This window comes from Flavobacterium sp. CG_23.5, assembly GCF_017875765.1.
GTDB lineage: Bacteria > Bacteroidota > Bacteroidia > Flavobacteriales > Flavobacteriaceae > Flavobacterium.
Genome location: NZ_JAGGNA010000001.1, coordinates 1,675,074 through 1,701,370, shown reverse-complemented (window position 1 = coordinate 1,701,370; position 26,297 = coordinate 1,675,074). Strand labels below are relative to the sequence as shown.

The 26,297-nt window shown below is 33.6% G+C and carries 22 protein-coding genes; 19 read left to right on the top strand and 3 right to left on the bottom strand.

Annotated features, from left to right (window positions below; genetic code table 11):
• The first annotated feature begins 10 nt into the window (after window positions 1-10).
• Entirely contained in the window at window positions 11-925 is a 915-nt protein-coding gene (locus H4V97_RS07255; RefSeq protein WP_209549359.1) for a dimethylarginine dimethylaminohydrolase family protein, read from the top strand.
• A 75-nt stretch (window positions 926-1,000) separates the two neighbouring features.
• Window positions 1,001-1,936: a citrulline utilization hydrolase CtlX gene (gene ctlX / locus H4V97_RS07250; RefSeq protein WP_209549358.1), complete on the top strand. Its 936-nt coding sequence runs from the start codon at window positions 1,001-1,003 to the stop codon at window positions 1,934-1,936.
• A gap of 50 nt (window positions 1,937-1,986) precedes the next feature.
• On the opposite strand, the gene H4V97_RS07245 is transcribed toward ctlX, so the two are convergent.
• A complete protein-coding gene (locus tag H4V97_RS07245; protein ID WP_209549357.1) occupies window positions 1,987-2,613 on the bottom strand; it encodes a MarC family NAAT transporter in 627 nt (208 codons plus the stop codon).
• A 156-nt stretch (window positions 2,614-2,769) separates the two neighbouring features.
• Here H4V97_RS07245 and H4V97_RS07240 point away from each other — a divergent pair, with 156 nt between their 5' ends.
• Window positions 2,770-3,135 (top strand): CoA-binding protein, encoded by a 366-nt coding sequence (locus H4V97_RS07240; RefSeq protein WP_209550288.1) that lies wholly within the window; start codon window positions 2,770-2,772, stop codon window positions 3,133-3,135.
• A gap of 346 nt (window positions 3,136-3,481) precedes the next feature.
• Here the strand turns inward: H4V97_RS07240 and H4V97_RS07235 are convergent, their stop codons facing one another.
• The gene (locus tag H4V97_RS07235) at window positions 3,482-4,990 is read right to left on the bottom strand and encodes a sodium:solute symporter (RefSeq protein WP_209549356.1); all 1,509 of its coding nucleotides are present in this window, start codon (window positions 4,988-4,990) and stop codon (window positions 3,482-3,484) included.
• Between the two features lie 144 nt (window positions 4,991-5,134).
• Between H4V97_RS07235 and recR the strand changes: the two genes are divergently transcribed.
• From recR to rffA, 16 genes are all read left to right on the top strand, one after another.
• Window positions 5,135-5,755 carry a recombination mediator RecR gene (gene recR / locus H4V97_RS07230; protein WP_209549355.1) on the top strand — a complete coding sequence of 207 codons (621 nt, stop codon included), beginning with the start codon at window positions 5,135-5,137 and terminating at the stop codon, window positions 5,753-5,755.
• 70 nt (window positions 5,756-5,825) lie between these two features.
• Entirely contained in the window at window positions 5,826-6,617 is a 792-nt protein-coding gene (locus H4V97_RS07225; RefSeq protein WP_209549354.1) for a polysaccharide biosynthesis/export family protein, read from the top strand.
• A gap of 15 nt (window positions 6,618-6,632) precedes the next feature.
• Window positions 6,633-9,101 (top strand): polysaccharide biosynthesis tyrosine autokinase, encoded by a 2,469-nt coding sequence (locus H4V97_RS07220; RefSeq protein WP_209549353.1) that lies wholly within the window; start codon window positions 6,633-6,635, stop codon window positions 9,099-9,101.
• Between the two features lie 26 nt (window positions 9,102-9,127).
• Window positions 9,128-10,111, top strand: a complete 984-nt coding sequence (locus H4V97_RS07215; RefSeq protein WP_209549352.1) for an SDR family oxidoreductase — start codon at window positions 9,128-9,130, stop codon at window positions 10,109-10,111.
• Between the two features lie 481 nt (window positions 10,112-10,592).
• Window positions 10,593-11,984 carry a UDP-glucose 6-dehydrogenase gene (locus H4V97_RS07210; protein WP_196849412.1) on the top strand — a complete coding sequence of 464 codons (1,392 nt, stop codon included), beginning with the start codon at window positions 10,593-10,595 and terminating at the stop codon, window positions 11,982-11,984.
• 92 nt (window positions 11,985-12,076) lie between these two features.
• Window positions 12,077-12,541 carry a UpxY family transcription antiterminator gene (locus tag H4V97_RS07205; protein WP_209549351.1) on the top strand — a complete coding sequence of 155 codons (465 nt, stop codon included), beginning with the start codon at window positions 12,077-12,079 and terminating at the stop codon, window positions 12,539-12,541.
• 534 nt (window positions 12,542-13,075) lie between these two features.
• Complete coding sequence (locus tag H4V97_RS07200) at window positions 13,076-14,359, top strand: nucleotide sugar dehydrogenase (RefSeq protein WP_209549350.1); 1,284 nt, start codon at window positions 13,076-13,078, stop codon at window positions 14,357-14,359.
• Window positions 14,360-14,390: 31 nt separating this feature from the next.
• Window positions 14,391-14,816 carry an adenylyltransferase/cytidyltransferase family protein gene (locus H4V97_RS07195; protein WP_209549349.1) on the top strand — a complete coding sequence of 142 codons (426 nt, stop codon included), beginning with the start codon at window positions 14,391-14,393 and terminating at the stop codon, window positions 14,814-14,816.
• 26 nt (window positions 14,817-14,842) lie between these two features.
• Window positions 14,843-15,847, top strand: a complete 1,005-nt coding sequence (locus H4V97_RS07190; RefSeq protein WP_209549348.1) for a mannose-1-phosphate guanylyltransferase — start codon at window positions 14,843-14,845, stop codon at window positions 15,845-15,847.
• Window positions 15,848-16,305: 458 nt separating this feature from the next.
• Window positions 16,306-17,265, top strand: a complete 960-nt coding sequence (locus tag H4V97_RS07185) for a GDP-L-fucose synthase family protein (RefSeq protein ID WP_209549347.1) — start codon at window positions 16,306-16,308, stop codon at window positions 17,263-17,265.
• Between the two features lie 81 nt (window positions 17,266-17,346).
• Window positions 17,347-18,435, top strand: coding sequence for a GDP-mannose 4,6-dehydratase (gene gmd / locus H4V97_RS07180; protein WP_209549346.1), 1,089 nt, complete (start codon window positions 17,347-17,349; stop codon window positions 18,433-18,435).
• 208 nt (window positions 18,436-18,643) lie between these two features.
• Window positions 18,644-19,723 carry a hypothetical protein gene (locus H4V97_RS07175; RefSeq protein ID WP_209549345.1) on the top strand — a complete coding sequence of 360 codons (1,080 nt, stop codon included), beginning with the start codon at window positions 18,644-18,646 and terminating at the stop codon, window positions 19,721-19,723.
• A 255-nt stretch (window positions 19,724-19,978) separates the two neighbouring features.
• Window positions 19,979-21,343: a lipopolysaccharide biosynthesis protein gene (locus H4V97_RS07170; RefSeq protein ID WP_196849404.1), complete on the top strand. Its 1,365-nt coding sequence runs from the start codon at window positions 19,979-19,981 to the stop codon at window positions 21,341-21,343.
• On the top strand, window positions 21,312-22,625 hold the full coding sequence (locus H4V97_RS07165; RefSeq protein WP_209549344.1) for a glycosyltransferase: 1,314 nt from the start codon (window positions 21,312-21,314) through the stop codon (window positions 22,623-22,625). Before H4V97_RS07170 ends, H4V97_RS07165 begins: the two co-directional genes overlap by 32 nt.
• 5 nt (window positions 22,626-22,630) lie before the next feature.
• Complete coding sequence (locus H4V97_RS07160; RefSeq protein WP_209549343.1) at window positions 22,631-23,359, top strand: GNAT family N-acetyltransferase; 729 nt, start codon at window positions 22,631-22,633, stop codon at window positions 23,357-23,359.
• Entirely contained in the window at window positions 23,356-24,489 is a 1,134-nt protein-coding gene (rffA, locus tag H4V97_RS07155; protein WP_196849401.1) for a dTDP-4-amino-4,6-dideoxygalactose transaminase, read from the top strand. The genes H4V97_RS07160 and rffA overlap by 4 nt, the downstream gene beginning before the upstream one ends.
• Before the next feature lie 241 nt (window positions 24,490-24,730).
• On the opposite strand, the gene H4V97_RS07150 is transcribed toward rffA, so the two are convergent.
• On the bottom strand, window positions 24,731-25,900 hold the full coding sequence (locus H4V97_RS07150; RefSeq protein WP_196851626.1) for an IS4 family transposase: 1,170 nt from the start codon (window positions 25,898-25,900) through the stop codon (window positions 24,731-24,733).
• Between the last annotated feature and the right edge of the window lie 397 nt (window positions 25,901-26,297).

The following is a 26,297-nucleotide window of genomic DNA, read 5'->3' as shown; positions in this document are numbered from 1 at the left end:
ATGAAAAAAAATGCTTGAGTTAAATATAAAGAATGAAACTTCAAGACTGCGGGCTGTAGTTTTGGGTTCTGCAACACACAACGGCCCTACACCTAAAGCAGATGAAGCCTATGATCCAAAATCATTAGAGCATGTATTGGCAGGAACATATCCGGTTGAGGAAGATATGGTCAATGAAATTGAAGCATTCAGTACGGTTTTGAAGAAATATAATGTTACCGTTTTTCGTCCTGAAATGATTGAAAATTACAATCAAATATTTACGAGGGATATTGGATTCGTCATTGATGATGTTTTTATTAAGTCAAATATTTTACCAGAAAGAGAACGCGAATTAGATGCGATTCAATATGTGATTGACCAAATGGATCCTAAAAAAGTCGTGCGTCCTCCAGAAGAAGTCCATATTGAAGGTGGTGATGTGATTCTGTGGAATGACTATATTTTTATTGGAACATACAAAGGAAGCGATTACAAAGACTATATTACAGCACGGACAAATGTTCAAGGAGTACAATACATTAAAGATTTATTTCCAAATAAAATTGTCAAAGAATTCGATTTGGTTAAATCAAAAATAGAAGCTAGAGACAATGCCTTACATCTTGATTGTTGTTTTCAACCTGTTGGGAAGGCCAAAGGAATTATTTACAAAAGTGGATTTCGTGAAGAGGCAGATTATTTATTTCTTGTGAACCTTTTTGGAAAAGAGAATTTATTTCACATCACTCGAGAAGAAATGTATGATATGAATTCGAATGTTTTTTCTATTGATACTGATGTTGTCGTTTCAGAAAAGAACTTTACTCGATTAAACAATTGGTTTCGAACTAATGGTTTTACCGTTGAAGAAATTCCATATGCCGAAATTGCTAAACAAGAAGGATTATTGCGATGTTCTACTTTGCCTTTAATTAGAGATTAAATATTTGTTTAAGTTTTAAAGTTTAACGTTGCTCAACATTAAACTTTAAACTATTAAACTTTAAACTAAAAAAACATGAAACAAACTACAAATTCCATATTGATGATTCGCCCTGTTGCGTTTCGAATGAACGAACAAACCGCAGTGAATAATTATTACCAAAAAGTACTAGACGGACTTTTGCCGGCAACTGTAAACGCAAAGGCACAGCAGGAATTTGACGCTTTTGTTGAAAAATTGAGTGCTGTAGGTGTTGATGTAACGGTTGTTGATGATACTTTAAATCCTGATACGCCTGATAGTGTTTTTCCAAACAATTGGATTTCTTTTCACGAGAATGGTGATGTGGCATTATATCCTATGTTTGCCGAAAATCGTCGTGAAGAACGTCGGGAAGAAATTTTGGATATGCTGGAAGACAAAGGTTTTGTAATTAATAACATTGTGGATTACACTTCGGCGGAGGAAGATGGTTTTTTCTTGGAAGGAACAGGAAGTTTACTTTTGGATAGAGCCAATAGTAAAGCTTACTGTGCTTTGTCACCTCGTGCCGATGAAGAATTATTTATAGAATTCTGTGAGGATTTTGATTATGCACCAGTAATTTTTGAAGCTTTTCAAACGGTTGGCGGAGAACGAAAGCTAATTTATCATACTAATGTTATGATGTGTTTGGGAGAAACTTTTGCAGTGATTTGTTCGGATTGCATTGATGACAAGAAAGAGCGCAAAATGGTTTTGGATAATTTAAAAGAGAATGGGAAAGAGATTATTCTAATTACCGAAACTCAAGTGAATAATTTCGCTGGGAATATGCTTGAAGTTCGCGGTGCAAATGATAAAAGATATCTGGTTATGAGTACATCGGCACATCAAAGTTTGACGCCAAAACAAATTACGCAATTAGAACAACATGCTGAAATCTTGAGTTCGAGTTTAGATACAATTGAAGCTTGTGGTGGAGGAAGTGCCAGATGTATGATGGCAGAAATATTCTTGCCTAAAAAATAATTTATATCTCTGACAGGGTTTTGTGCCTTGTCAGAGTTAAATAAATACTACTAAAAATTCCCTTTGATAATATTGATTAGGGCACTCACTATATATTGAATCCCAATTGCAATTACAATAAAACCAACAATTCTGGATATAGCCACAATCCCTGACGCACCAAGTATTTTGGCCAAATAATGAGCACTTCTAAGAATTACAAAGATGGCAATCGCAATCGCTAGAATCGCCAATGAGGAAAATATAACATCACTCGTAGAATGATGTTCCTGATAAAATGCAATTAATAAAGAAATAGATCCGGGACCTGCAAGCATAGGAATGGCAAGCGGAGTCAATGCGATATCATTTCTTTTCTGAGCATCGGTTTCTATTTTTTTATTGATACCTCGTTTCTTATTGAATTTTCCAGAAAGCAATGAAAATCCAGAGCTCACGATGATAATTCCACCCGCTATTCGCAGCGCATCGATACTGATTCCAAAAAAAGTTAGTACATATTGACCTATGAAAAAGGAGATAATGAGAATGGCAAACACATTTATCGCTGTCCATAAAGAAATCCTGGAGCGTTCTTTTAACGAATCATCTTGCGTAAGTCCCACAAAAATAGGAACTGTCCCGATGGGATTTAAAACAGAAAAAAGCGCAGCAAAAAGGTAAATAAACAGATCCATATTGTTGTTGTTAAGATTGCAAAAATAGTCTTTTTTTAAAAGTTGACTCTCTTTTAATGTTAGCTTATTGTTTTCATTGCTTTTGCAACAAAAGCGGATAATTTCTAAATCCTGAACCTTTTTGATTACTTTTGCAAAATACAATTATAGAAAATGATAAAAAATAAAAAAACGCTGGTTCTTGGTGCTTCTACAAAACCCGCCAGATATGCTTTTATGGCGATTGAAAAATTGGTTGAAAAAGGCCATTCCGTTCTCGCTATAGGTCAAAATGCTGGTGAAGTGGCAGGAATTAAAATCCAAACCAAAGCCATTCCGTTAAAAAATATCGATACCGTTACTTTATATTTAAACCCTACGCGTCAACGTGATTATTACAATTATATCGTAGAGGCAAAGCCTAAACGTGTTATTTTCAACCCTGGAACAGAGAATCCTGAGTTTTATCAGTTGCTAAAATTGAATGACATAAAAGTGGAAGTGGCTTGTACATTGGTTTTGTTGTCAACAAATCAGTATTAGTTTTTTTAGAAGCTTTTCCTGCTATTCATTTCAATCTTTTGAACAAAACAGTATTTTTCTAAATATAAAAAGGAGCTTCCGTTGGTCGCTCTTTTTTTATAAGAAAAAATTACTGTTTTTTATCAAAACGATTTCCATTTTTATCAGGGCTAGGAATATTGGATTCAACCTAAAGATTTGGGATTAAAATGGTTTTTGTTTCGTAATTTAATGATTTCTATATTGAAAATTCCAAGTTGAACATTCAAAATTAAAAAACAAGTTTGTATAGTGCACTTGGTACAACCAATTTTTTCTCGAAGCTATGGTCGTAAAAAAATCTCTCTGTGAATCTCCATACAACATTTTAAAATCTAGTTTCCTCTACCGCTGGTTTGCTTATCAACAACAAACCAATAAAAGTAATCAGTCCGTTTACTATAATGAGTTCATTATCGAAAACATATCCAAAAAACAATACTTTTGAATTTTCGCTGATAAAGAAAGTAACCGCCGGAGATAATAAACATATGAACGGCACCAGTTTATCTTTAACGGTTTTCGTTTTTACAAATAATCCGAAACAATACAATCCCAAAAGCGGACCATACGTGTAGGAGGCAACTCTAAAAATCATTCCTACAACAGAGCTGTCATTGACAGAATTGAAAAACACAATAACTAAAAACATTAAAAACGAAAAACTGATGTGGACAAAATGTCTTTTTCGTACAATATTTGGTTTGTTTTGATTTTCTGCCTTGTCCATACCAAGGAAATCGACACAAAACGAAGTGGTCAATGCGGTTAATGCCGAATCAGTTGTAGCAAATGTAGCTGCTGTTAAACCCAACAAGAAAACTACCGAAGGAATCAACGTCAAGTGATGAAAAGCGATTTCAGGAAACAATAAATCCGTTCTTGGTTTTCCGGTAACTAAGTCAGTTGGGACTTCAATTCCGTTTTTATTGGCATAAATATAAAGGAGTGCTCCCACGCTCAAGAAAAATATATTGATAAGAACAAATATACCGGTAAAAGTGAACATGTTTTTCTGGGCTTCCCCAATGTTTTTGCAACTTAAATTTTTCTGCATTAAATCCTGGTCTAATCCCACCATCGCAATGGTTACAAACATTCCGCCCAGAATTTGTTTTACAAAATGGAATTTACTCGACACAAAATCTTCAAAAAAGAATATTTTAGAATAATTACTGTTTTTTACTTCCTCAAAAGCTTCAAAAATATTGAGGTTCAAACTTCTGCAAATAAAGAAAATAGTTAAAAAAACGGAAGTGACCAAAAAGAAAGTTTGTAAAGTATCTGTAATGATGATGGTTTTTAAACCGCCTCGATACGTATAAGCAAATATCAAGGCTAGTGAAATTAATACCGTAACTGCAAAGGGGATTCCATAATAATCAAAAACATAACGTTGCAAAACAATAACTACCAGATACAATCTAAAGGAAGAGCCAATAGTTCTGCTAATTAGAAAAATCGTTGCGGCGGTTTTATAAGAATAAGTTCCTAATCGGCGTTCTATATATCCGTAAATAGAAGTCAAATTCATGCGGTAATATAAAGGAAGTAAGACTTTAGCAATGATTATAAAACCAATGGCGTTTCCTAATACAAACTGAAAATACTTGAATTGTTCACCAGTTGGAGCTCCTACTTCCCCCGGAACCGATATAAATGTCACTCCGGAAAGTGCGGTTCCTATCATTCCAAAGGCTACTAAATACCATTTCGAATTTTTATTGGCTTTAAAAAAAGCATCATTTCCACTGTCTTTTTTACTAACGGCATGGGAAATGTAGAATAGTATTCCGAAGTAAATAGATACAAGTAGTAATATGGTGCCTGGAGTCATTTTGTTTTTTATTTGAAGCCAAAATACGATTTTTTGCTTAATCGGTTATTTGTTCCTTCATTTATTTAGAAATGTGGTAAATCGCAGCTTCGATATAGCAAATAACCGATGGAACAAATGAAGTAATTGATTACTTTTGCACTTATGGAATTTTCTTCAAAATTAATAGAAAAAGCAGTCAATGAGATGTCTCAGTTGCCCGGAATTGGCAAGAGAACGGCTTTGCGATTGGTGTTGCATTTATTGAAACAACCAAAGGAACAAACGGGTTTTTTGGCACAAGCATTAATGACCATGCGCGAAGATATCAAGTATTGCAACAGTTGTCATAATATCTCGGACAGTGTCCTTTGTGAAATATGTGCCAATAAAAACAGGAACCATCAAATTATCTGTGTTGTGGAAGATATTCGAGATGTGATGGCCATTGAAAATACAGGTCAATTCAGAGGGATTTATCATGTTTTAGGAGGTAAAATTTCGCCAATAGACGGAGTTGGCCCCAGTCAGTTAAATATAGCCACGCTTGTTGAAAAAGTAAAATCAGGCATTGTAAATGAAATTATTTTTGCTTTAAGCTCAACAATGGAAGGGGATACCACCAATTTTTATATTTTTAAGCAAATTGGTGATTGTGAAATAATTATATCAACAATTGCTAGAGGAATTTCAGTTGGCGATGAATTAGAATATGCTGATGAAGTTACCTTGGGAAGAAGTATATTACATAGAGTTCCGTTTGAAAAGTCTTTAAAAAATAATTAATGCATTTAATAAATAGCGATTCTTTTTAAATAGTAAATGAAAACCTATATTTGTCGTTAAAAATATTGAAATGAGCAAGACCCAACTCTATTTGTTGCTATGTATTAGTGTGTTATTTTCTTCTTGCATTCCAAGCAAAGATTTAATTTATCTTCAAAAAAAGGATAACTCAAGTGATGAAACGACTATTTCGGCGGTTGAATCAAAACCATACAGATTGCAAACGAATGATGTTTTGAGTATCAGCATAAAAGCAAATGATCCAAAATTAGTTTCTATTTTTAGTACTACAAATCAAGGTGAAACCGGTAAATCAGAAACGGGACTTTATTTTGATGGGTTTACCGTGGATGATCATGGAAATATTAGAATGCCTGTTTTGGGTGATTTAAATGTGATTGGTTTTACTTTGGATGAAATAAGAGTTAGAATAGAGAAACAATTATTAGCAGAGTATTTTAATGCAGCGGCTAATATTTTTGTTACCGTAAAATTAGCTGGATTTCGATATACCATCAATGGCGAAATAGGGAGCACGGGAACCAAAACTTTATTTCAAGAGCATGTAAATGTGATGGAAGCTATTGCAAATGCAGGTGACATAACCATCACAGGAAACAGAAAAGCAGTTACAATTATTAGAAAATCGCCTACAGGAGTCCAAATGCATGATATCGATCTTACGGATATAAACGTAATGAATTCGCCTTATTTTTATTTGCAACCAAATGACTATATTTATATAAAACCACTTAAGCAAAAGACTTGGGGAACTGGTAAAACAGGTATAGAATCGTTGGGGACTATCATAACATTATTATCATTGGCAACGACCACTTACTTTTTGCTATTTAAAAATTAAAACACAATTCAAAAAATGCTAGATATAAAAGATTTTTCAATTTTTGAAGACCAAGTAAGTTTTGACTTTAAAGGATTTTTAATAAAAATAGGAAGTTATTGGAAATGGTTTTTAATTAGTCTCTTAATTACCTTCACAATTGCTTACCAGGTTAACATTCGTAAAGAAAAAATTTATGGAATGGAGACACTTATTTCCGTAAAAGAAGAAACGAATCCCTTGTTTACCTCTACCACTAGCTTAGTTTTTAACTGGGGAGGAACTTCAGATCAGGTTCAAACTATTTCGACCACCTTGCAATCCAGATCGCATAATGAGTTGGTTGTTGATAAACTACAATATTACATCGGTTATTTGGTTCAAGGTAAATATAGAATGGAAGATGCGTATGGTGCAGTCCCTTTTTATGTAAATATTGATAAATCAAAAGGTCAACTAGCTGGAAATTTAATTGGGATTAAATTTTTGAGTGATAATGTTTACGAAATAAGAATACCTTTTGAAAATCAAAATGTCTCATTAATAACCTACTCAAATAATTCTTATAGCAATACTTCAGTCGCCCAAGGTGATTTTGTAAAAAGGTATAAGGTCGGGGAACAAGTATCATTGCCTTTTTTAAATTGGAAATTACAAATAAAAGACAACCCAGGTTTTTATAAAGGAAACGAATACTTTGTGCAGTTTAATAATTTTGACGGAACTGTTTCCGGCTATAGAGGAATAAATGTCAGATCAGATGACAAAGGAGGTTCCATAATTACGCTGGGGATGCAAGGCACCAACAAAGCAAGAATGGTTGAGTATTTGAATTCGACTGTAAAAATGCTGATAAAAAGACAATTAGACAGTAAAAATCAATTTGCGACAAATACCATTGCTTTTATTGATAGTACCTTAATTGCAATGGAATCCCAACTTAAGGAAACTGGAAATGAGCTTAAATCTTTTAGAAAAGGCAAAAATATTTATGACGTAGAAGCAGGTGGAGAAAAATTTTCGGATAAAATCCTTGAATTTGATGTAAAGAAAGATGAAGTAACCCGTAAAATGGCATATTACAATTCTTTAAAATCATATTTAAAAAACAGCGTAGATTATTCTAAACTTCCGGCACCATCAGTAGCGGGTATTGATGATCCCAATGTTGTAATGAATGTTTCCAAATTGATTTCGCTTTCTACTCAAAGATCTGAAATGGCTTATGCAGTTAAAAGTGATAAGATATTTAAAGATTTTGACAATCAAATGGAGGCTGTCAAAAAGGTGTTATTAGAAAACATATCGACAGCCAAAGCTTCTTTACAAGGCGATTTAGCAGTGGTGAGCAGTAAAATTAATGAAGCGGAAAGCACCATAAAACAACTTCCGGATGATCAGCAGGAATTGATTAAGATTAAAAGAAAATATGATTTAAGTGACAATATTTACAGCACGTTTCTTCAAAAACGAAGTGAGGCTGATATTGTTAAGGCGGCAAATTTATCGGATATTCATTTTATAGATCCTGCGAAGGATATTGGCGGAGGGCTTATGGGTCCAAAAACATCTGTGAACTATGTTTTAGCATTGTTCTTAGGAATACTTTTTCCTTTACTGTTTGTATTTATAATTTTCTTTATCAATAATTCTATCCAAAATACGGAAGACATTAGTAAACTAACAAAAATTCCTTTGATCGGAGTGATAGGACTGAATAAAGACACTTCCGATCTAGCAGTTTATGACAAACCTAAATCTGCCTTGTCGGAATCCTTTAGAGCTGTTCGTTCTTCACTTCAGTTTTTATATAAGCAACAACACCTAGATGGAGCCAAGACACTGATGATCACATCGTCAGTGAGTGGTGAAGGAAAAACATTTTGTTCAATAAATATCGCAACGGTATTTGCACTTAGCGGAAAAAAAACAGTTGTTATAGGTCTTGATTTAAGAAAACCAAAACTGTTTGCTGAATTTAATTTATCGAATGAAGTAGGGGTTGTCAATTATCTAATTAATCAAAAAACGGTTGATGAAATTATAAATCATACGCAAATTCCTTATCTGGATGTGATTCTTTCAGGGCCAGTTCCTCCCAATCCAGCGGAAATGATCATGAATGAAAGAATGAAAGATTTAATGAATGACTTAAAGAAAAAATACGATTATATCATTTTGGATACACCGCCGGTTGGACTGGTATCTGACACATTAGAGTTGGCACAATATTGCGATGTAACCCTATATATTGTAAGGCAGAACTTCACCAAAAAAGAAATGATTACGCTTTTAAATAATAGAGTTAAACGAGGAGAGTTAAATAATACCAGTATTATTTTGAATGGTTTTGAAAACAAAGCTAAATATGGAGCAGGTTATGGATATGGTTATGGCTACGGTTATGGTTATGGAACTTATTCAAATGGATATCATGAAGAAGACAAGCCAAAAAATCTTTATGAAAAAATCATTCAAAAATTACGTAAAAAAGCAACTAAATAAATTGATTGTTTTAAACTGAAAAAAAAATGGAAGAATTATCAAAAAGTACCATATTAATTACGGGTGGGGCAGGATTTATAGGCTCAAATCTTTGTGAATATTTTTTGTCCAAAGGACACCAAGTGGTTTGTTTTGATAATTTTGCAACGGGATACCGACATAATCTTAAAGATTTTATAAATAATGCTAACTTTCATTTAATTGAAGGAGATATACGTAATGCGACTGATTGTCAAAATGCAGTAAAAGGCGTCGATTATGTTTTACATCAAGCGGCTTTGGGATCAGTTCCCCGCTCTATAAATGATCCGATTACTACTAATGATGTTAATGTCTCTGGTTTTTTGAATATGCTTGTAGCTTCCCGAGATGCTGATGTGAAACGGTTTATATATGCGGCAAGTTCATCGACCTATGGAGATTCGGTGGGATTGCCAAAAGTGGAAGCCGTAATAGGGAATCCGCTTTCTCCTTATGCAATAACAAAATATGTAAACGAGTTGTATGCTGAGATTTTTAGCAAAACGTACGGAATGGAAACAATAGGTTTGCGTTATTTTAATGTTTTTGGACGAAAACAGGATCCTAACGGAGCTTATGCAGCAGTTATTCCTAAATTTGTAATGCAATTAATGCAGTTGGAAAGCCCTCAAATTAATGGCGATGGGAACTTTTCCCGTGATTTTACTTATATTGATAATGTGATTCAGATGAATGAGTTGGCGATGTCGACAAATAATACTGCGGCAGTGAATACTATTTATAATACGGCTTATGGCGATAGAAATACATTAAATGACTTAGTCCGTTATTTGAAGGAATTCTTGGCTAAGTATGACGAGAGAATCGCTAATGTTGAAGTCGTTTATGGACCCAATAGAGTGGGGGATATTCCTCATTCTTTGGCAAGTATTGACAAAGCAAAAGAACTATTAGGATATAATCCAAATTATTCTCTACAGGAAGGCTTAAAAGAAGCGGTTGACTGGTATTGGAATAATTTAAGATAGGCGGTTAGCAGTTAGTAGAAGATATTTCTATGAAATTGCTGGTTTCGGGATATAGGAGACAAAGAAGATAGAATAAAGAAAATTGACGAAAGAACAGAGAATAAAGAATAGCATCGGTAAAGATCTTACTTCCGCCCTTAAATTGAAAATGTCAAAAAACAACGAAAAAACATAGTGGTAGAGCTCCGCGAGTTGAGCCTAGAAGGCGAACGGCTCGGGGCTCGGAACAGAGTTTTGAGGTAGTTTTTAAGTTTTTAATTTTTAGGCAGTGATTTTTTTGTTACTTTTTTGATCTAGCAAAAAAGTAAAAACATAATTTTAGATTTAATTTGCAGTCGATATTGCTTTAATTAAAAATAACATTGGTGCTTTTTTATTTTGCAGAATTTGAAAATACAAAGCATAAAATAGGAGCGACCAGAAAACGTTGAACGAAGTACAAGAAATTAGAACAAGGAAAATAGAATAAAGTACAGAAGAAATGAAAATTACAAAAATATGTTGCATTGGGGCTGGATATGTTGGAGGCCCAACTATGGCAGTTATTGCCCAAAAATGCCCAGAGATACAAGTTACTGTTGTTGATTTAAATGAAGAGCGAATTGCCGCTTGGAATGATGAGAATATAGATAATATTCCTATTTATGAACCAGGTTTAGATAAAATTGTTGCAGAAGCGAGAGGGAGAAACTTGTTCTTTTCTACCAATGTGGAGAAAGCGATTGATGAAGCTCAAATCATTTTTATATCAGTGAATACGCCTACCAAAACCTATGGAAAAGGAAAAGGAATGGCAGCAGATTTGAAATATATTGAATTGTGTGCCAGACAAATTGCCAAAATTGCGAAAGACAACAAAATAGTAGTAGAGAAATCAACGCTGCCAGTGCGAACAGCGGAAGCAATCAAAAGTATTTTGGATAATACAGGAAATGGAGTTCAGTTTCAAATCCTTTCCAATCCAGAATTTTTAGCGGAAGGAACTGCCGTTCAGGATTTATTAAATCCAGACCGAATTTTAATAGGAGGCGACACAACTTTAGAAGGACAAAAAGCGATACAGGCGCTAGTTGAAGTATATTCGAATTGGGTAGCCGAAGATAAAATATTAACCACGAATGTTTGGTCATCTGAATTGTCAAAGTTGACTGCGAATGCTTTTTTAGCGCAACGAATTTCTTCTATTAATGCGATGTCTGAGCTTTGTGAAAAAACTGGAGCCGATGTTAACGAAGTGGCTAAAGCCATTGGAATGGATAGCAGAATAGGTTCAAAATTCTTAAAAGCCTCCGTTGGGTTTGGAGGTTCCTGTTTTCAGAAAGACATCTTGAATTTAGTTTACATAGCAAAATCGTATGGGTTAAACGAAGTGGCTGACTATTGGGAACAAGTGATTATCATGAACGACCATCAAAAAAGACGCTTTTCGAATAATATAGTGCAAACACTTTATAATACTGTTTCCGATAAAAAAATCACTTTTCTTGGATGGGCTTTCAAAAAAGACACTAATGATACTAGGGAATCGGCAGCAATTTATGTAGCGGATGATTTAATAAATGAACATGCAAAAATTGCCGTATATGATCCTAAAGTGTCCAGAAAGAAAGTACTGGCTGATTTAGATTATTTAGAAACAAGAACTGCCGAAAAGAATGCTGATTGTATACTGTCATTTCAAGATCCATATGAAGCTTGTGAAAATGCCCATGCTGTAGCTGTGCTGACGGAGTGGGATGAATTTGCTCAGTACGATTGGCAACGCATTTATGATGCTATGAAAAAGCCAGCATTTGTATTTGATGGAAGAAATATCTTGAATGGTCCAGCTTTGGAAAAAATTGGATTCGTGTATCAGGGAATTGGATCGTAAATTAGTGTAGAGTGATTCTTTTAGTTGGAACTATTAAAAACTAATAAGATGCAAGGGGTTAATTAAAAAAATATTTCAATATAAAACGCAAGATGAACTGGTACGTAGTATATACAAAACCTAAATGGGAGAAAAAAGTAGCGGAACAATTAAATAAAATTGGAATAGAATGCTATTGTCCATTAATTACTCAAGTACGTCAATGGTCGGATAGAAAAAAAAAGGTCGAAGTGCCTTTATTTAATTCGTATGTTTTTGTACAATTAGAAGAGACTGACAGGAATTTAGTTTTTCAATCAGCGGGTGCGGTTCGTTATTTGTTTTGGTTGGGAAAACCTGCTATTGTTAAGAATGAAGAGATTAGTGTTATAAAAAGTTGGCTTGAAACACCCGATACTTATGATATATCGATTGATTCTATAAAAGTTGGAGATAAAATCACTTTGGAATCAGGTCCTTTCTCCGCCCAAGAAGCTTTTGTTCGCGAGGTTAATAAAACGCATTATGTCCTTGTTTTAGAAACCTTAGGATGTGTTTTGAAAATGAAAATTAAATAAGCACGCTTTTAATTAAGAGATCTGTGAAGTGTCTTACTTCGATAACTTTCCGGTTATATGTCATGACGATGAGGTAAAATATAAAAAATAAGACTCAAATAGTTCAAGCCCTAAAGTTTACGAAATTGTATTTGTAGATTTTGGGCCTTTTGTATTATTTTGTGGGGATGGGCGTAGTCTTTATTTTTTTAAAAGAGGAATGTACTTACTTGGAAAGTGGATAAGAGAAGATTTATTTCTTCTGAATCAGAATTATTTTTATAAGAATATTCCCATCACCTATTTAGGTGATTTTTTTTGTGAAGGGGAAAATAATAATTGCTGTTAAATGCTGAAATACAATACCTTAGTATTTTTTAGGCTTTTTTAACTACGGCCGTAGTTGCTCGTTAAAAAATTATAATACAATAAACCGGCATATTGTAACTATATTTGCAAACTTAAAAAAAAACGATTTGAACCCATTAATGTGGTTTTGAATTGCGTAGCGGTGCATTATAATTAACAATCGTGTCAGATATTAGTTTAAAACAAATGAAATCTAATTTAAAAATAGCAGTAATAGGTCTTGGTTACGTGGGTTTGCCATTAGCACGCTTATTTGCCACAAAACATTCTGTTGTAGGATTTGATATAAATGAAACAAGGGTCGCCGAATTGAAATTAGGAACTGATGCAACACTTGAAATTGATTCGGAATCATTACAAAAAGTATTGCTTGGTAAACCGGGAAGTAATGTTGGACTGTATTGTACTACTAAGTGGGAGGAAATTGGCGACTGCAATTATTATATTGTGACTGTTCCAACACCTGTCGATAAAAATAATCGTCCAGATTTAACTCCGTTATATAAGTCAAGTGAGACCGTAGGTAAAGTATTAAAAAAAGGAGATATCGTTATTTACGAATCTACTGTTTATCCCGGAGTAACCGAGGAGGAATGCGTACCTGTATTAGAAAGAGTGTCCGGATTGAAATTTAATATAGATTTTTTTGCAGGTTATTCGCCAGAGCGAATTAATCCAGGCGATAAAGAACATACCGTAGATAAAATATTAAAAGTCACATCAGGCTCAACACCTGAAATAGGACAAAAAGTAAACGAATTATATCAATCGGTTATTAGTGCCGGAACCCATTTGGCGCCTTCGATAAAGGTTGCCGAGGCTGCCAAAGTAATTGAGAATTCACAGCGAGATATCAATATTGCTTTTGTAAATGAACTGGCTAAAATATTCAATCTAATGAATATTGATACTCAGGCCGTTTTAGAAGCTGCGGGAACCAAATGGAACTTTTTACCTTTCAAACCTGGATTAGTCGGTGGTCACTGTATAGGAGTCGATCCTTATTATTTGGCACAGCGCGCTCAGGAATTTGGATATCACCCCGAGATTATATTAGCCGGAAGGCGCTTGAATGATAGTATGGGGGAATATGTTGCGTCCCAAATTGTCAAATTAATGATTAAGAAAGGAATTTCAGTTAATGGTGCCACTGTTTTAATGCTGGGAATTACTTTTAAAGAAAACTGCCCTGATGTTCGCAATACAAAAATTGTCGATGTCATCGCTGCTTTAACAGATTACGGAATAGCAGTTACTATTTATGACCCTTTGGCTGATCCAGTTGCCGTTTATCACGAATATAAATTAGAAACGACTAAAGAGTTGCCCAATCAAAAATTTGATGCAATAGTTTTAGGTGTTGCACATAGCGAGTTTTTTGACCTTGACCTTACAAAATTGCAAAAGCCGAATGGTCTTTTGTACGATGTTAAAGGCGTTTTGGGAGATCTAGCGGATGGGCGGTTATAAATTTAGCAAAGAATTAAATTACATATCAAAAATGAAAATAGGAATTACTTTCAGTGCCTTCGACTTACTTCATGCCGGGCATGTTAAAATGTTAGAAGAAGCAAAAAGACAATGTGATTATTTGATTGTGGCTTTACAAACTGATCCAACAATTGACCGTCCCGAAAAAAACAGACCTACACAATCTGTTGTGGAGCGCTATATTCAACTAAAAGGGTGCGTGCATGTGGATGAAATTGTGCCTTATACAACAGAACAAGATTTGGAAGATATTTTACGCTCTTTCAAATTAGATGTCCGTATCATCGGAGATGAATACAGAGAAAAAAACTTCACTGGACGCGGCTATTGTGAGGAAAAAGGAATTGAATTGTATTTCAATGTCCGGGATCATCGTTTTTCAAGTAGCAGTTTGCGGAAAGAGGTAGCCGAGAAAGAATTAAGAAAAGTAATTTAGGGTTTTAAACCTTGTATAGATAGAATATGGAAAAGCATTCAATTACACACGTAATACTCACTGGAGGTGTTGGTAGTCGTTTATGGCCATTATCACGCAAAAGTCAACCCAAGCAATATCTTGATATTTTTGATGGTAAATCTTTATTTGAGATGACTGTAGATCGCAACAGTACGCTTGCTGATAAAGTAATGGTTGTTGGTAATATTGATAACTGCCATTTGAGTAAAAAAGTATTAGAGAAATCGAATACAAAATATGTAGATATAATTGAGTCTACCCCCAGAAATACGGCTGCTGCTATTGCTTTTGCGGCTTTTGCATCTGAACCGGATGAGATCTTAGTAGTGACTCCATCGGATCATATTATAGGTGAAATGGAACGCTATGAAGAAGCGATTCAAGAAGCTGTCGAAAAAGCAGTCAACGGTTACATAGTTACCTTTGGTATCGTTCCCACTAAACCGGAAACAGGATATGGTTACATTGAACGTAAAGGAGACAATGTAGTTTCCTTTAGGGAAAAACCAAACCAGGTTTCTGCACGCGATTTTATAGCCAAGGGAAATTTTCTTTGGAACAGCGGTATGTTTTGTTTTAAAGCAGGAGTGCTTTTGGAAGAGTTAAAAATTTATGCTCCAGAGGTTTATGAAAAATCAAAATTAGCTTGGGAAAATAACAGTGATGGAAATTTAGATTTAGCGATGTCTATGGATATTCCATCTATTAGCATTGATTATGCCGTCATGGAACGCTCTAAAAAGATCAAAGTAGTATCTTCTCAATTTGAATGGTCAGATTTAGGTTCTTTTGAATCTGTTTACGATTATCTGATTACTATTGGTCATCCGGTGGATGAAAATGGAAATATGGTGATTGGAACTAACAATTATACTGCTTTTATAGGAGTTAAGGACACTATTTTTGTTCACACCGATACCGCCAATTTAATTTTGAAGAAAGAATTTTCTCAGGATGTTAAAAACGTTTATAATGCTCTTGAACGAGACAATTCGGATTTGTTGAATTAACAAAGAGGTGTGATTTGTTATCTCGACGAGAGATCACAGAAGTAGCTAGATAAGTCAATCTACTTTTTTATTTGAAGATAATTTTTTCTTTTGTCTTGATACAAAAGAAACAAAAAATCAAGCCTCAATATTTTTACACCAAAAATCATCGAACGAATTTCCCTATCGCGACCCCAGCCGCTCGTGTTTCACACTCGACTCGGGGGTCACTCCCTACTGCCAGCGCTGAAATTCTTATCGTTATTTTTTAGAGTAAAAATATAAGGGCGAACAGAGCGAGTGGGTGCGATTAGTGTTTTTATGAAATTGGTATTTTTTTTTTGTCTTGATTGCTCATAAGTTGCTAATTTATTAAAGTTTGTGAATATTCGATTTCAAAAGAAAAAAATATTAAGGGTCATTATTTTTGTTCCCGGTACTTAAAACTAATAGGGACAAGCACATTAAAAATAGAAAAAATGAATAAAAATACTAAAATATATATTGCAGGGCATAACGGTATGGTGGGTAGCGCTATTTGGCGTACTCTTACCGCTAAAGGGTATACGAACTTAATTGGAGCATCCAGTGCAACATTAGATCTAAAAAACCAACAAGCGGTAAAAGACTACATAGCTACCGAAAAACCAGAAGTTATTATTGATGCTGCTGCAAAAGTGGGGGGGATTTTGGCTAACAATGATTTTCCATATCAATTTATAATGGAAAATATGCAAATCCAAAATAATCTAATCGATACCGCATTGCAATCCGGAGTAGCGAAGTTTATTTTTCTGGGAAGCTCCTGCATCTATCCTAAATTGGCTCCGCAACCTTTGAAAGAAGAGTATTTGCTAACAGATTCATTAGAACCAACAAACGAATGGTATGCTATTGCAAAAATTACTGGGGTTAAAGCTTGTGAAGCTATCCGAAAACAATTTGGAAAAGATTATGTCAGTTTGATGCCAACTAATTTATACGGTACTCATGATAATTTTGATTTAACTTCTTCTCACGTTTTGCCGGCGATGATGCGAAAATTTCATGAGGCCAAGGAAAATAATCATGCGCCCGTGACTCTTTGGGGCAGCGGAACGCCGATGAGAGAATTTCTTTTTGTGGATGATATGGCGGAAGCTGTTGTATTTGCTTTAGAAAATAAATTACCGGAGTATTTATACAATGTAGGAACAGGTGAAGATTTGACGATTAAACAATTAGCCGAAACCATCCAAAAAATCACTGGACATCAAGGAGAAATTATTTGGGACAGTAGTAAACCTGATGGTACACCAAGGAAATTGATGGATATTTCTAAAATGCATGAATTGGGATGGAAACATCAGGTGAATCTTGAAGAAGGAATACAGAAAACGTATGATTGGTTTGTAGAAAATATACAAAACGTAAAAAAAATAACACTAATTAACAAATAGTTTCAAATACATACATGCAGCTATTCCCCTCTCCAGAGGGGTTAGGGGTGTGTTTTTCTAGTGGAAATTAAGACAAAAATTATGGACAGCACTACACAAAAAATAGCATTAGTAACAGGAATCACGGGTCAAGATGGATCTTATTTAGCAGAATTATTATTAGAAAAAGGATACATCGTTCATGGTGTGAAACGCCGTGCTTCCTCTTTTAATACACAGCGTATCGATCATATCTATCAAGACCAACATGAAGCCCATGTGAACTTTAAATTGCATTATGGTGATTTGACCGATTCTACTAATATAATCCGAATCATTCAGGAAGTACAACCGGATGAAATTTATAATTTGGGTGCGATGTCTCATGTGAAGGTATCATTTGATTCTCCAGAATATGTGGCGAATGTTGATGGTATTGGGACTTTAAGAATACTGGAGGCGGTACGAATCTTGGGTTTAGGAAAAAAAACTAGAATATATCAAGCGTCCACTTCTGAATTGTATGGAGGTTTCGCTGAAAATAAAAATGAAAAAGGGTTTTATGATGAAAACTCTCCATTTTATCCACGTTCGCCGTATGGTGTGGCTAAAATTTATGGTTTTTGGATTACTAAAAACTACCGTGAGGCTTATGATATGTATGCGTGTAACGGAATCCTTTTTAATCATGAGTCTCCTAGACGTGGTGAAACCTTTGTTACCCGTAAAATTACAATGGCCACTGCTGCTATTGCGAAAGGAAAGCAAGAATGCCTTTACCTGGGAAATCTAAATTCACAAAGAGACTGGGGCCATGCGAAAGATTATGTTGAAGCGATGTGGCGAATTTTACAACAAGATGTAGCAGAAGACTATGTGATCGCAACTGGTGTGACTACTTACATTAGAGATTTCGTTATCATGGCTTTTGCTGAGGTGGGTGTTACGCTGACTTTTGATGGAGAACAAGAAAATGAAACGGCTACAGTAGCGGCATGTTCAAATCCTTTATACCAGCTAGAAATAGGTAAAGTGGTGCTTCGTGTGGATCCTGAATATTACCGTCCTACCGAAGTAGATTTATTGATTGGTGACCCAACCAAGTCTAAAACGCAATTGGGATGGGAGCCTCAGTATGATTTAGCGGCAATGGTGAAGGAGATGATAGCCAGTGATTTGCAATTGTATTAGAGAGAGAATAATACTTGAAAGAGGGTGGTTATACTAATGTAAATTATTTTCAATAGAAGTGCATGAAAAAATAATCACCCGCTTTTGTGATTATTTAAATTTGAACCTACGTAAAATGGGTAGTGCAGTTATTTTGGATGATGCTTATTTTAATGAAAAAGTAAAATATTAGCTCATAGTAAGCCAATATTTTAGAACCAAACAATACATGATAGAAAACTACCTTAAAAGAATTTTTATAATTGCTGTTTTAATTTCTTCTTCTTGTTCTAAAGATGTAACTGATAAAAAAGAAGTAAATACAACTTCAAACACAACTGACATTGATTTAAATCAAATAGATGCTATGAAATTGGGAGTCAAAGTTAGTGCTCCCACTCCTCAACCAGAGAAGTATTTTGACGATTTAATACATCCCTGTGTGCGATTTATCCCTAAAGGCTTCGCTGGACATAAATGGTGGATGATTGCTTCTCCATATAGAGGATATGATTCATCGATTGAAAACCCTATTTTATATTATGGAGATTCAACAGACGAGAGTGTGGTACCTACAAATTGGATTGCAAGTGGAGTAATGGAAGAAACACCAAAAAAAGGTTATAATTCAGATCCAAGTCTTTATTATGACGGAAAAGGTTTGTGGGTGTTTTGGAGAGAAAATTACACTCCATCTTGTTCTGCTAATAAAATGGCTCGTGGTACTTTTGGGAAATATTCTATTGATGGTACAACATTTACAGAGAAAAAGTTTTTTGCCGGAGAGAAATCCAGTACTGAAGATAGTGAAATGTGTCCAATTATTGCTTCTGTCAATGGGCAAGTTAAATTATATGGAGATCATCATCTGTTTACTCCTAATAGAATCCCTCTAGGCTTATCTATTTGGGATTTGCCAGATAATGATTTATTCAAAAATAAATTTGTTAAAACATTAGATGTATTGCCTAAATATAAGTCAGGATTTGATTTTTGGCATTTTGATTTTTTTGAATATAATAATAAATATTATTGTGTGGTATCTCCTGAATCTGCAAATGAAATATTATTAGGTAGAAGTGATGACGGTATCAATTATGTTTTTTGGGATACCCCTTTATTATCAAATACTGGGACGGGGCGAACGTATTTTTATAAACCAACAGCTTTAGTTTATCAAGGGATTTTTTATTTGTGGAATCCTGTAGCTGAAATCGGTGCCACTCCTGCAACCAGTAGAATCTGGATCTCACAAGTTAATTTTGCTGCTTTAATTCGTTTTTTGGATAAAAAGCAAATAAAAATTTGAATCAAGAGTAGATAAGAAGTTTATAAAGGAGGAAGCTATATTTTTAATTATATAAACCAATAATAATTTTATTAATCTTGCCGACATACTATTTGAATACTAGCTATGTAAAGTTTTTAACTTTTAGGTAGTTTCATTCAGTCTGCGCATGAAATAAAAAAATAAGTTCTGGTGATCGCACTTTCTTTCTCAAAGGTGGAAATTTGTGAGGTAATAGTGGAATTAGCATAATAGCGATTTATAATAAAGCCTATAATGAAAAATAAGTTATACAAAATATACGATAAAGTTGGTATTAAAAGTGATCGTACCAAAAATATCAGCAAACATGTCCTATTGTCGTTTATCTACAAAGGAGGAAGCATGTTGGCTAGTTTTCTCCTGGTACCACTTACAATATCTTTTCTCAATATGGAGAATTACGGAATCTGGTTGACTATAAGTTCATTTATAGGGTGGTTTGCTTTTTTTGATATTGGATTAGGTAATGGTTTACGCAATAAATTTGCAGAAGCAAAAGCAAATGGTGATATGACATTAGCCCGAGGTTATGTAAGTGTGGCCTATTTTACAATTGGAGCAGTCTGCGTTGGTTTGATTTTGTTTTTTTTTGTTTTGAACATATTTATTGACTGGACAAAAGTATTCAATACATCCGCGAGTTTGCAAAAGGATCTGAGGATTTTAATGCCCATAGTTTTTGGTTTTTTCTGTTTGCAGTTAGTGGTAAAGTTGATAACTACTATCTATACAGCGGATCAGCATCATTCTATGCAAGGGAAGATTAATTTTTTCATACAAGCGGGATCTTTGTTGTTGATTTGGATTATGACCAAAACATCTGAAAGTTCACTGTTGATTTTCGGAACTATTTTTTCTGTCTTTCCTGTGCTTATTCTTGTTTGGTTCAATTTATTTGCATTTAATACTCGTTACAAAGCCTTTAAGCCAACAGTTAGCTTATGGAAAAAGGAATATTTAAAAGATATTTTTGGTTTGGGTTTCAATTTTTTTATTCTTCAAATCGGTGCTATGATTCTTTTTTCAACCGATAATTTTATTATAATTCAATTATTTGGACCAGCCGCAGTAGTGCCCTATAATATAGCCTTCAAATATTTCTCAATAATAATTATGATTTACTCAATTGTCATTACTCCATATTGGTCTTCTTTTACTGACGCATATAACAGAAATGATTTTAATTGGATAAAAAAATCAGTACAAAATATTCAAAAATTATGGCTTTTAATTCCAATTACTTTAATTATTATGCTTTTAATGGCTAATTGGTTTTACAATTTTTGGTTAGGAACCAAAGTAAAAGTACCCATAAGTTTGTCTATTTCGATGGCTGTTTATGTGTTGGTATTTTCGTATAATATGATTTATGTAAACTTTATTAATGGAGTAGGTAAATTAAAAGCACAATTATGGCTGAGTTTTCTGGTAATCATACTTAATATTCCCTTAAGCATAATTCTTGCAACTTATTTTCAACTAGGTGTGCCTGGAATAATATATGGAAATAGCTTCCTTTTTTTAATATCAAATCTAGTTTTACCTTTACAATACAAAAAAATAATTAATGGAACAGCCAGAGGAATTTGGGACAAATAAAAAATATAATATTGTAATTTTAACGGCATCCCATCCATACAAAGTGTCTGGAATAGTTGCATTTGATTTGATGCAATGTTTAAATCAAAGCGGGTGTAATGTGAAGATAGTCACAAGTTCAAGACTTGAAAAGAAATATGAAAACACAATAACAATCACAGGTACTCTTTTAGGCATTTATCAAAGGTTGAAAAATAGGTTAAAACCTAAAGTTCAAAACGAACATTTATTTGATTCAAATTATTACATGGATGGTATAGATGAAAAAAAATCGACATTTAAAGCAAAAAAAATACTTAAAAAAATTAGTTTTAAACCAGATGCATTTATTTATCTTTTTCCTCAATTTTTTCTGAGTACAAGTGATTTGCATTATTTAAATAAAAAAACCAATGCCCCAATATTGTGGTACATGATGGATATGGCACCAATCACGGGGGGCTGTCATTATGCATGGGATTGTTTGGGTTACACCAAAGAATGTGGACATTGTCCAGGAATATATTCTAACAATAGTAAAGATAAAACAAATCTTAATTGGTTAAATAAATTTGATTTCATTGAAAAATCAAATATTATTCCAATAGCGGCTTCTCAATGGCAATTTGATCAATTAAAGAGAAGTAGTTTATTCATAAATAAACCGCATTATAAAATTCATTTGCCAATAAATAATGACTTATTTAAACCGGGGAATAAATCAGAAGCAAGAAATCAACTGGGTTTACCGCAAGACAAGCAATTGATTTTTTTTGGAGCAGTTAGTGTTAAGGAAATTAGAAAGGGATATAAAGAATTAATAGAGTCATTAATAATATTAAAGAATCAAATTTCAGAGGAACAAATAAAAGACATACACTTAATTATAGCTGGTAGAAATAACGAGGAGATGATTAAAGATTTGCCTTTTAGCCATACCTTTTTAGGGTTTCTTAATTATTCTAATTTAGCTTTGGCATTTCAAGCAGCAAATGTATTTGTTTGCCCGTCGATTGAAGATTCCGGTCCTATGATGATTAATCAATCTATTATGTGTGGAACTCCAGTAGCGTCATTTGAAATGGGAGTTGCGATAGATTTAGTCCATAATGGAGTTACAGGACATAGGGCTAAATTAAGAGATTGCAATGACTTAGCATCAGGTTTAAAAAATATTCTTGAAATGAAAACGGCAGAAAAGGAAAGAATGAGTTTGAACTGTATTGAGTTAAGTCAAAAAATACTTCAACCGAATATAATAGCCGAAAAATTTAGAGAAATTTTATCCAAAAACACGTACTAAAGTTTATGATAATAGAAAAATTAAATTGGGATACCGAGTTTTTTGGAATAAAAGTGGGTCGTATAATCCTTGCTGAAACTGATAACTTTGATCCGGTTTCTTGTGAACAACAAGTAAAAGAAGATGAATTTGAATTAGTTTATATTATAAGTCTTAAGAAAATACTTAATATAGAAAATAAAGAACAGTTGAAACTTAATTTAATGGATGTGCAGATTACTATGTCCAAAAAATTTAATCCTAATGAATATTCAAATATACCTTATGAATTTCGAACTGAATTATCTGAAACTGAATTACAAGAATGTTATCGTATAGCAGAACAAACTGCCACTGTTTCAAGATTTTATAAAGAACCGTTGATTGGACCAGAAAAAACGAAAGAGCTTTATAGAAAATGGATAGACAATGCTCTTGATCAATCTTTTTCAGATGGCTTATTTGTAGAACGGACCAAAAACACTATAGTCGGGGTTCATATTATAAAAACAAACAATACTAATAAGTTAGGGTTGTTTACATTAACAGGAGTTGACGAAAATATTAAACGAATGGGATTGGGAAGTAAATTATGGAATCAATCATTTGGTTATTGGTCAAATACATGTGAATTGGAGTGTATTAACAGTCCTTTCTCACTTCAAAACATGGAATCGTTTAATTTTCATTTAAAAATGGGATTTAATAAACTCGAAGAAATAAAATATATTTACCACTATAGTAATAAATTATGATACCATTTAACAAGCCTTACTTAACAGGTAAGGAAATGCATTACATCTATCAGGCCGTATATTCTGGTAAAATTTCCGGTAATGGAATGTTTACTAAAAAATGTCAGAGTTATTTTGAAAATCGATACGGATTTAAAAAAGTACTTTTAACTACTTCATGTACGGATGCGTTAGAGATGTGTGCGATACTTGCTAATATTGAGCCAGGAGATGAAGTCATTGTGCCTTCTTACACTTTTGTTTCAACAGCATTAGCATTTGTGAGACAAGGGGCAAAAATAATTTTCGCCGATAGCAGAACTGATCATCCGGGAATTGATGAAGATAAACTTGAAGCCTTAATTACATCTAAAACAAAAGTAATTGTACCAGTACATTATGCTGGTGTTGCTTGTGATATGGATAAAATAATGGAGGTGGCAAATAAATACAATTTAACTGTCATAGAAGATGCAGCTCAGGCAGTTGAGTCCTTTTACAAAGGACGTGCTCTGGGAAGTATTGGTCATATGGCTGCTTTCTCTTTTCATGAAACAAAGAATATTAATTCCGGTGAAGGTGGACTGATTGCAATAAATGATGATCGTTTTATAAACCGTTCTGAAATAATTTGGGAAAAAGGGACCAATAGATCCGAGTTTTTTAGAGGTGAAGTTGACAAATATGGCTGGGTAGATACTGGCTCTTCTTTTCTTCCCTCAGAAATAATCTCAGCTTATTTATGGGCACAATTGGAAAATCTTGAAGATATTCAAAATAAGAGAGTCGAAATTTGGGAATATTATTATAATGGTTTAAAAGATTGGGCGAAAAAGCATCAAGTTGAAATGCCATTTATTCCAGAATATGCCACTAACAATGGACACATGTTTTATCTTGTATGTAAAACTGGAGAACAACGTAATTTGCTAATTAGTCATTTAAAGGAAAATAATATTTTGGCAGTTTTTCATTATTTAAGTTTACACAAATCTAGTTTTCATAAAAGCAATAGCATTAATCAAATTTCTGAATTGCCTAACTCAGATGAGTTCACGGAAAGGTTGGTTAGATTGCCTTTGTTTTATGAACTAACAATAGATCAATTAGATTATATTATTGAAACCATATTGAAAGTTCAATTTGATTAGAATGAATTCAAAAGAGGGGTATTAATCAATATTTTAGATTGTGGAAAAAAAAAGTTAAAACAACAAATGATACATAATCAGAATAAAAACATTAGAAGCTTTATCACTACTGTCTGTAAAATGATTAAAGACTCATAATATGCAAAAAATAATTGTTTACTTATCAATACTGTCCTAAATAAATTTCAAGTATAATAAAATTTGCAATTTCATTGGCTTGAGACTGAAAAACAATAGTTTTTTAGAATAGAACCCCTTGTATACTATCAGGAATTTTTTCATGATGATCTTCAAAGGGCTTGTCGAGCCAAAGTTGAAGGTTAATTTTCACAAAAATATTAAGTCTTATAAATGCTACCAAATTCGATAAATGCCAATTGTATAGCGCCATTGCCTTGAGCGCTTTTAGTACAAGAATTGTAATTAGTGCTGTCCATATTTGTATCATTACTGCATTTTCACTTGTTCCAATGAATGATTTTATGTGTAGAAGTTGTTTTATTTCTCTAAAAAATATTTCTATTTGCCAGCGGCTTTTATAGAGTTCGCTAATTGTGTTTGGACTCCATTTAGTATGATTTGTTATCAGTTCAATAGTTTGTTTGTTTAGATCATCCCAAACAACAACTCGTCTTAATTTGTGTGGATATTTTTTTAATGATGCTTCATTTTTAAGCTCAATTATTTCATCTTTTAAAATATGTGAATGTCTATTCTCTGGCAGTTCGTTTTCTTTTAAGGTAGTAAATTGCAGATTTTCTTTGTGTCTAATAACGAAATAAACCTCTTTGCTGTCCCAAACATTTAAAAGCGAAAAATCATTATAAAAACGGTCTGCAACAATCACACTCCCTTTGAGCAATGGGATCTCGTAAGCTCCCTTATTATCAGCAGTTTTTCCATTTGTAATGTTTACGTAAGCGGGTAAATGACCATCATAATCAAGCAAAGTATGCATTTTTACGGCTCCTTTTGCCGTTTTGTATTTGGCCCAATCAAACAAACTTAAACACAAACTTATGGTCGTGGAATCTAAAAGAAAAATTTTACTCTTTATTTTAAACTTTACCTGTTTGAATCGAGCTTGCTGTCCTAAACTATCGAGCAATTGAAAATAGTAATCTTTGAAAAGTGTGTAATCGCGTTTTTTATTCTGATAACTAATCGTAGATTTTGAAGGTGCTCTTTGAACTCCTAGATGATTCAAGTTACCTGTTGCCGAACGAAGTCCGTTACTTATATCACGTACCGATTGACTTTTTGCAAACTGGCAAAACAACATAGATACAAGATGTGACCAACTACTAAATCCTTTTTGATGTTTGTCGCTTTGCTTTTCAACAACAAGTTTATTGAATTTTGAACGATCTAGTTTACTAATGATTTGAGAAAACAGTGTTACATTTGTCATCGAGAATGGCTTTTGTTTTTTGGTCACCTCAAAGGTAAACTTTGAGTTAAAAACTAGCCATTCTTTTTTAATCGTTTAGGACGCTATTGTTTACTTATATAAAAATTTTATAGACCTATTGCATTCTGGGTGTAATCCATTAATTGTATTTGCTCGTTTCATTTGGATTAAACTTTTCTATGGTAAAAAAATGTTGCTACATCAAAAAGTTACAATAAAAGGATTAAAGAACATTGAATCAAATGGGTTGCTCAGGATTGGTACTTCATTTGTTGGATTTGTTCATAAAAATGACTGAACTTACTTGAATATTGCAGGGAAGTTAGTTATTAAAGGAAATTACTCTGTGGGTCGAGGGTGTAGATTTGATATTGGAAAAATGCAACGGTAACAATTG

Excerpts from the sequence above, each read along its gene's own strand:
- H4V97_RS07255 (WP_209549359.1), top strand. The coding sequence starts at position 11 with ATGCTTGAGTTAAATATAAAGAATGAAACTTCAAGACTGCGGGCTGTA.
- ctlX (WP_209549358.1), top strand. The coding sequence starts at position 1,001 with ATGAAACAAACTACAAATTCCATATTGATGATTCGCCCTGTTGCGTTT.
- H4V97_RS07245 (WP_209549357.1), bottom strand. The coding sequence starts at position 2,613 with ATGGATCTGTTTATTTACCTTTTTGCTGCGCTTTTTTCTGTTTTAAAT.
- H4V97_RS07235 (WP_209549356.1), bottom strand. The coding sequence starts at position 4,990 with ATGACTCCAGGCACCATATTACTACTTGTATCTATTTACTTCGGAATA.
- recR (WP_209549355.1), top strand. The coding sequence starts at position 5,135 with ATGGAATTTTCTTCAAAATTAATAGAAAAAGCAGTCAATGAGATGTCT.
- H4V97_RS07225 (WP_209549354.1), top strand. The coding sequence starts at position 5,826 with ATGAGCAAGACCCAACTCTATTTGTTGCTATGTATTAGTGTGTTATTT.
- H4V97_RS07220 (WP_209549353.1), top strand. The coding sequence starts at position 6,633 with ATGCTAGATATAAAAGATTTTTCAATTTTTGAAGACCAAGTAAGTTTT.
- H4V97_RS07215 (WP_209549352.1), top strand. The coding sequence starts at position 9,128 with ATGGAAGAATTATCAAAAAGTACCATATTAATTACGGGTGGGGCAGGA.
- H4V97_RS07210 (WP_196849412.1), top strand. The coding sequence starts at position 10,593 with ATGAAAATTACAAAAATATGTTGCATTGGGGCTGGATATGTTGGAGGC.
- H4V97_RS07205 (WP_209549351.1), top strand. The coding sequence starts at position 12,077 with ATGAACTGGTACGTAGTATATACAAAACCTAAATGGGAGAAAAAAGTA.
- H4V97_RS07200 (WP_209549350.1), top strand. The coding sequence starts at position 13,076 with ATGAAATCTAATTTAAAAATAGCAGTAATAGGTCTTGGTTACGTGGGT.
- H4V97_RS07195 (WP_209549349.1), top strand. The coding sequence starts at position 14,391 with ATGAAAATAGGAATTACTTTCAGTGCCTTCGACTTACTTCATGCCGGG.
- H4V97_RS07190 (WP_209549348.1), top strand. The coding sequence starts at position 14,843 with ATGGAAAAGCATTCAATTACACACGTAATACTCACTGGAGGTGTTGGT.
- H4V97_RS07185 (WP_209549347.1), top strand. The coding sequence starts at position 16,306 with ATGAATAAAAATACTAAAATATATATTGCAGGGCATAACGGTATGGTG.
- gmd (WP_209549346.1), top strand. The coding sequence starts at position 17,347 with ATGGACAGCACTACACAAAAAATAGCATTAGTAACAGGAATCACGGGT.
- H4V97_RS07175 (WP_209549345.1), top strand. The coding sequence starts at position 18,644 with ATGATAGAAAACTACCTTAAAAGAATTTTTATAATTGCTGTTTTAATT.
- H4V97_RS07170 (WP_196849404.1), top strand. The coding sequence starts at position 19,979 with ATGAAAAATAAGTTATACAAAATATACGATAAAGTTGGTATTAAAAGT.
- H4V97_RS07165 (WP_209549344.1), top strand. The coding sequence starts at position 21,312 with ATGGAACAGCCAGAGGAATTTGGGACAAATAAAAAATATAATATTGTA.
- H4V97_RS07160 (WP_209549343.1), top strand. The coding sequence starts at position 22,631 with ATGATAATAGAAAAATTAAATTGGGATACCGAGTTTTTTGGAATAAAA.
- rffA (WP_196849401.1), top strand. The coding sequence starts at position 23,356 with ATGATACCATTTAACAAGCCTTACTTAACAGGTAAGGAAATGCATTAC.
- H4V97_RS07150 (WP_196851626.1), bottom strand. The coding sequence starts at position 25,900 with ATGACAAATGTAACACTGTTTTCTCAAATCATTAGTAAACTAGATCGT.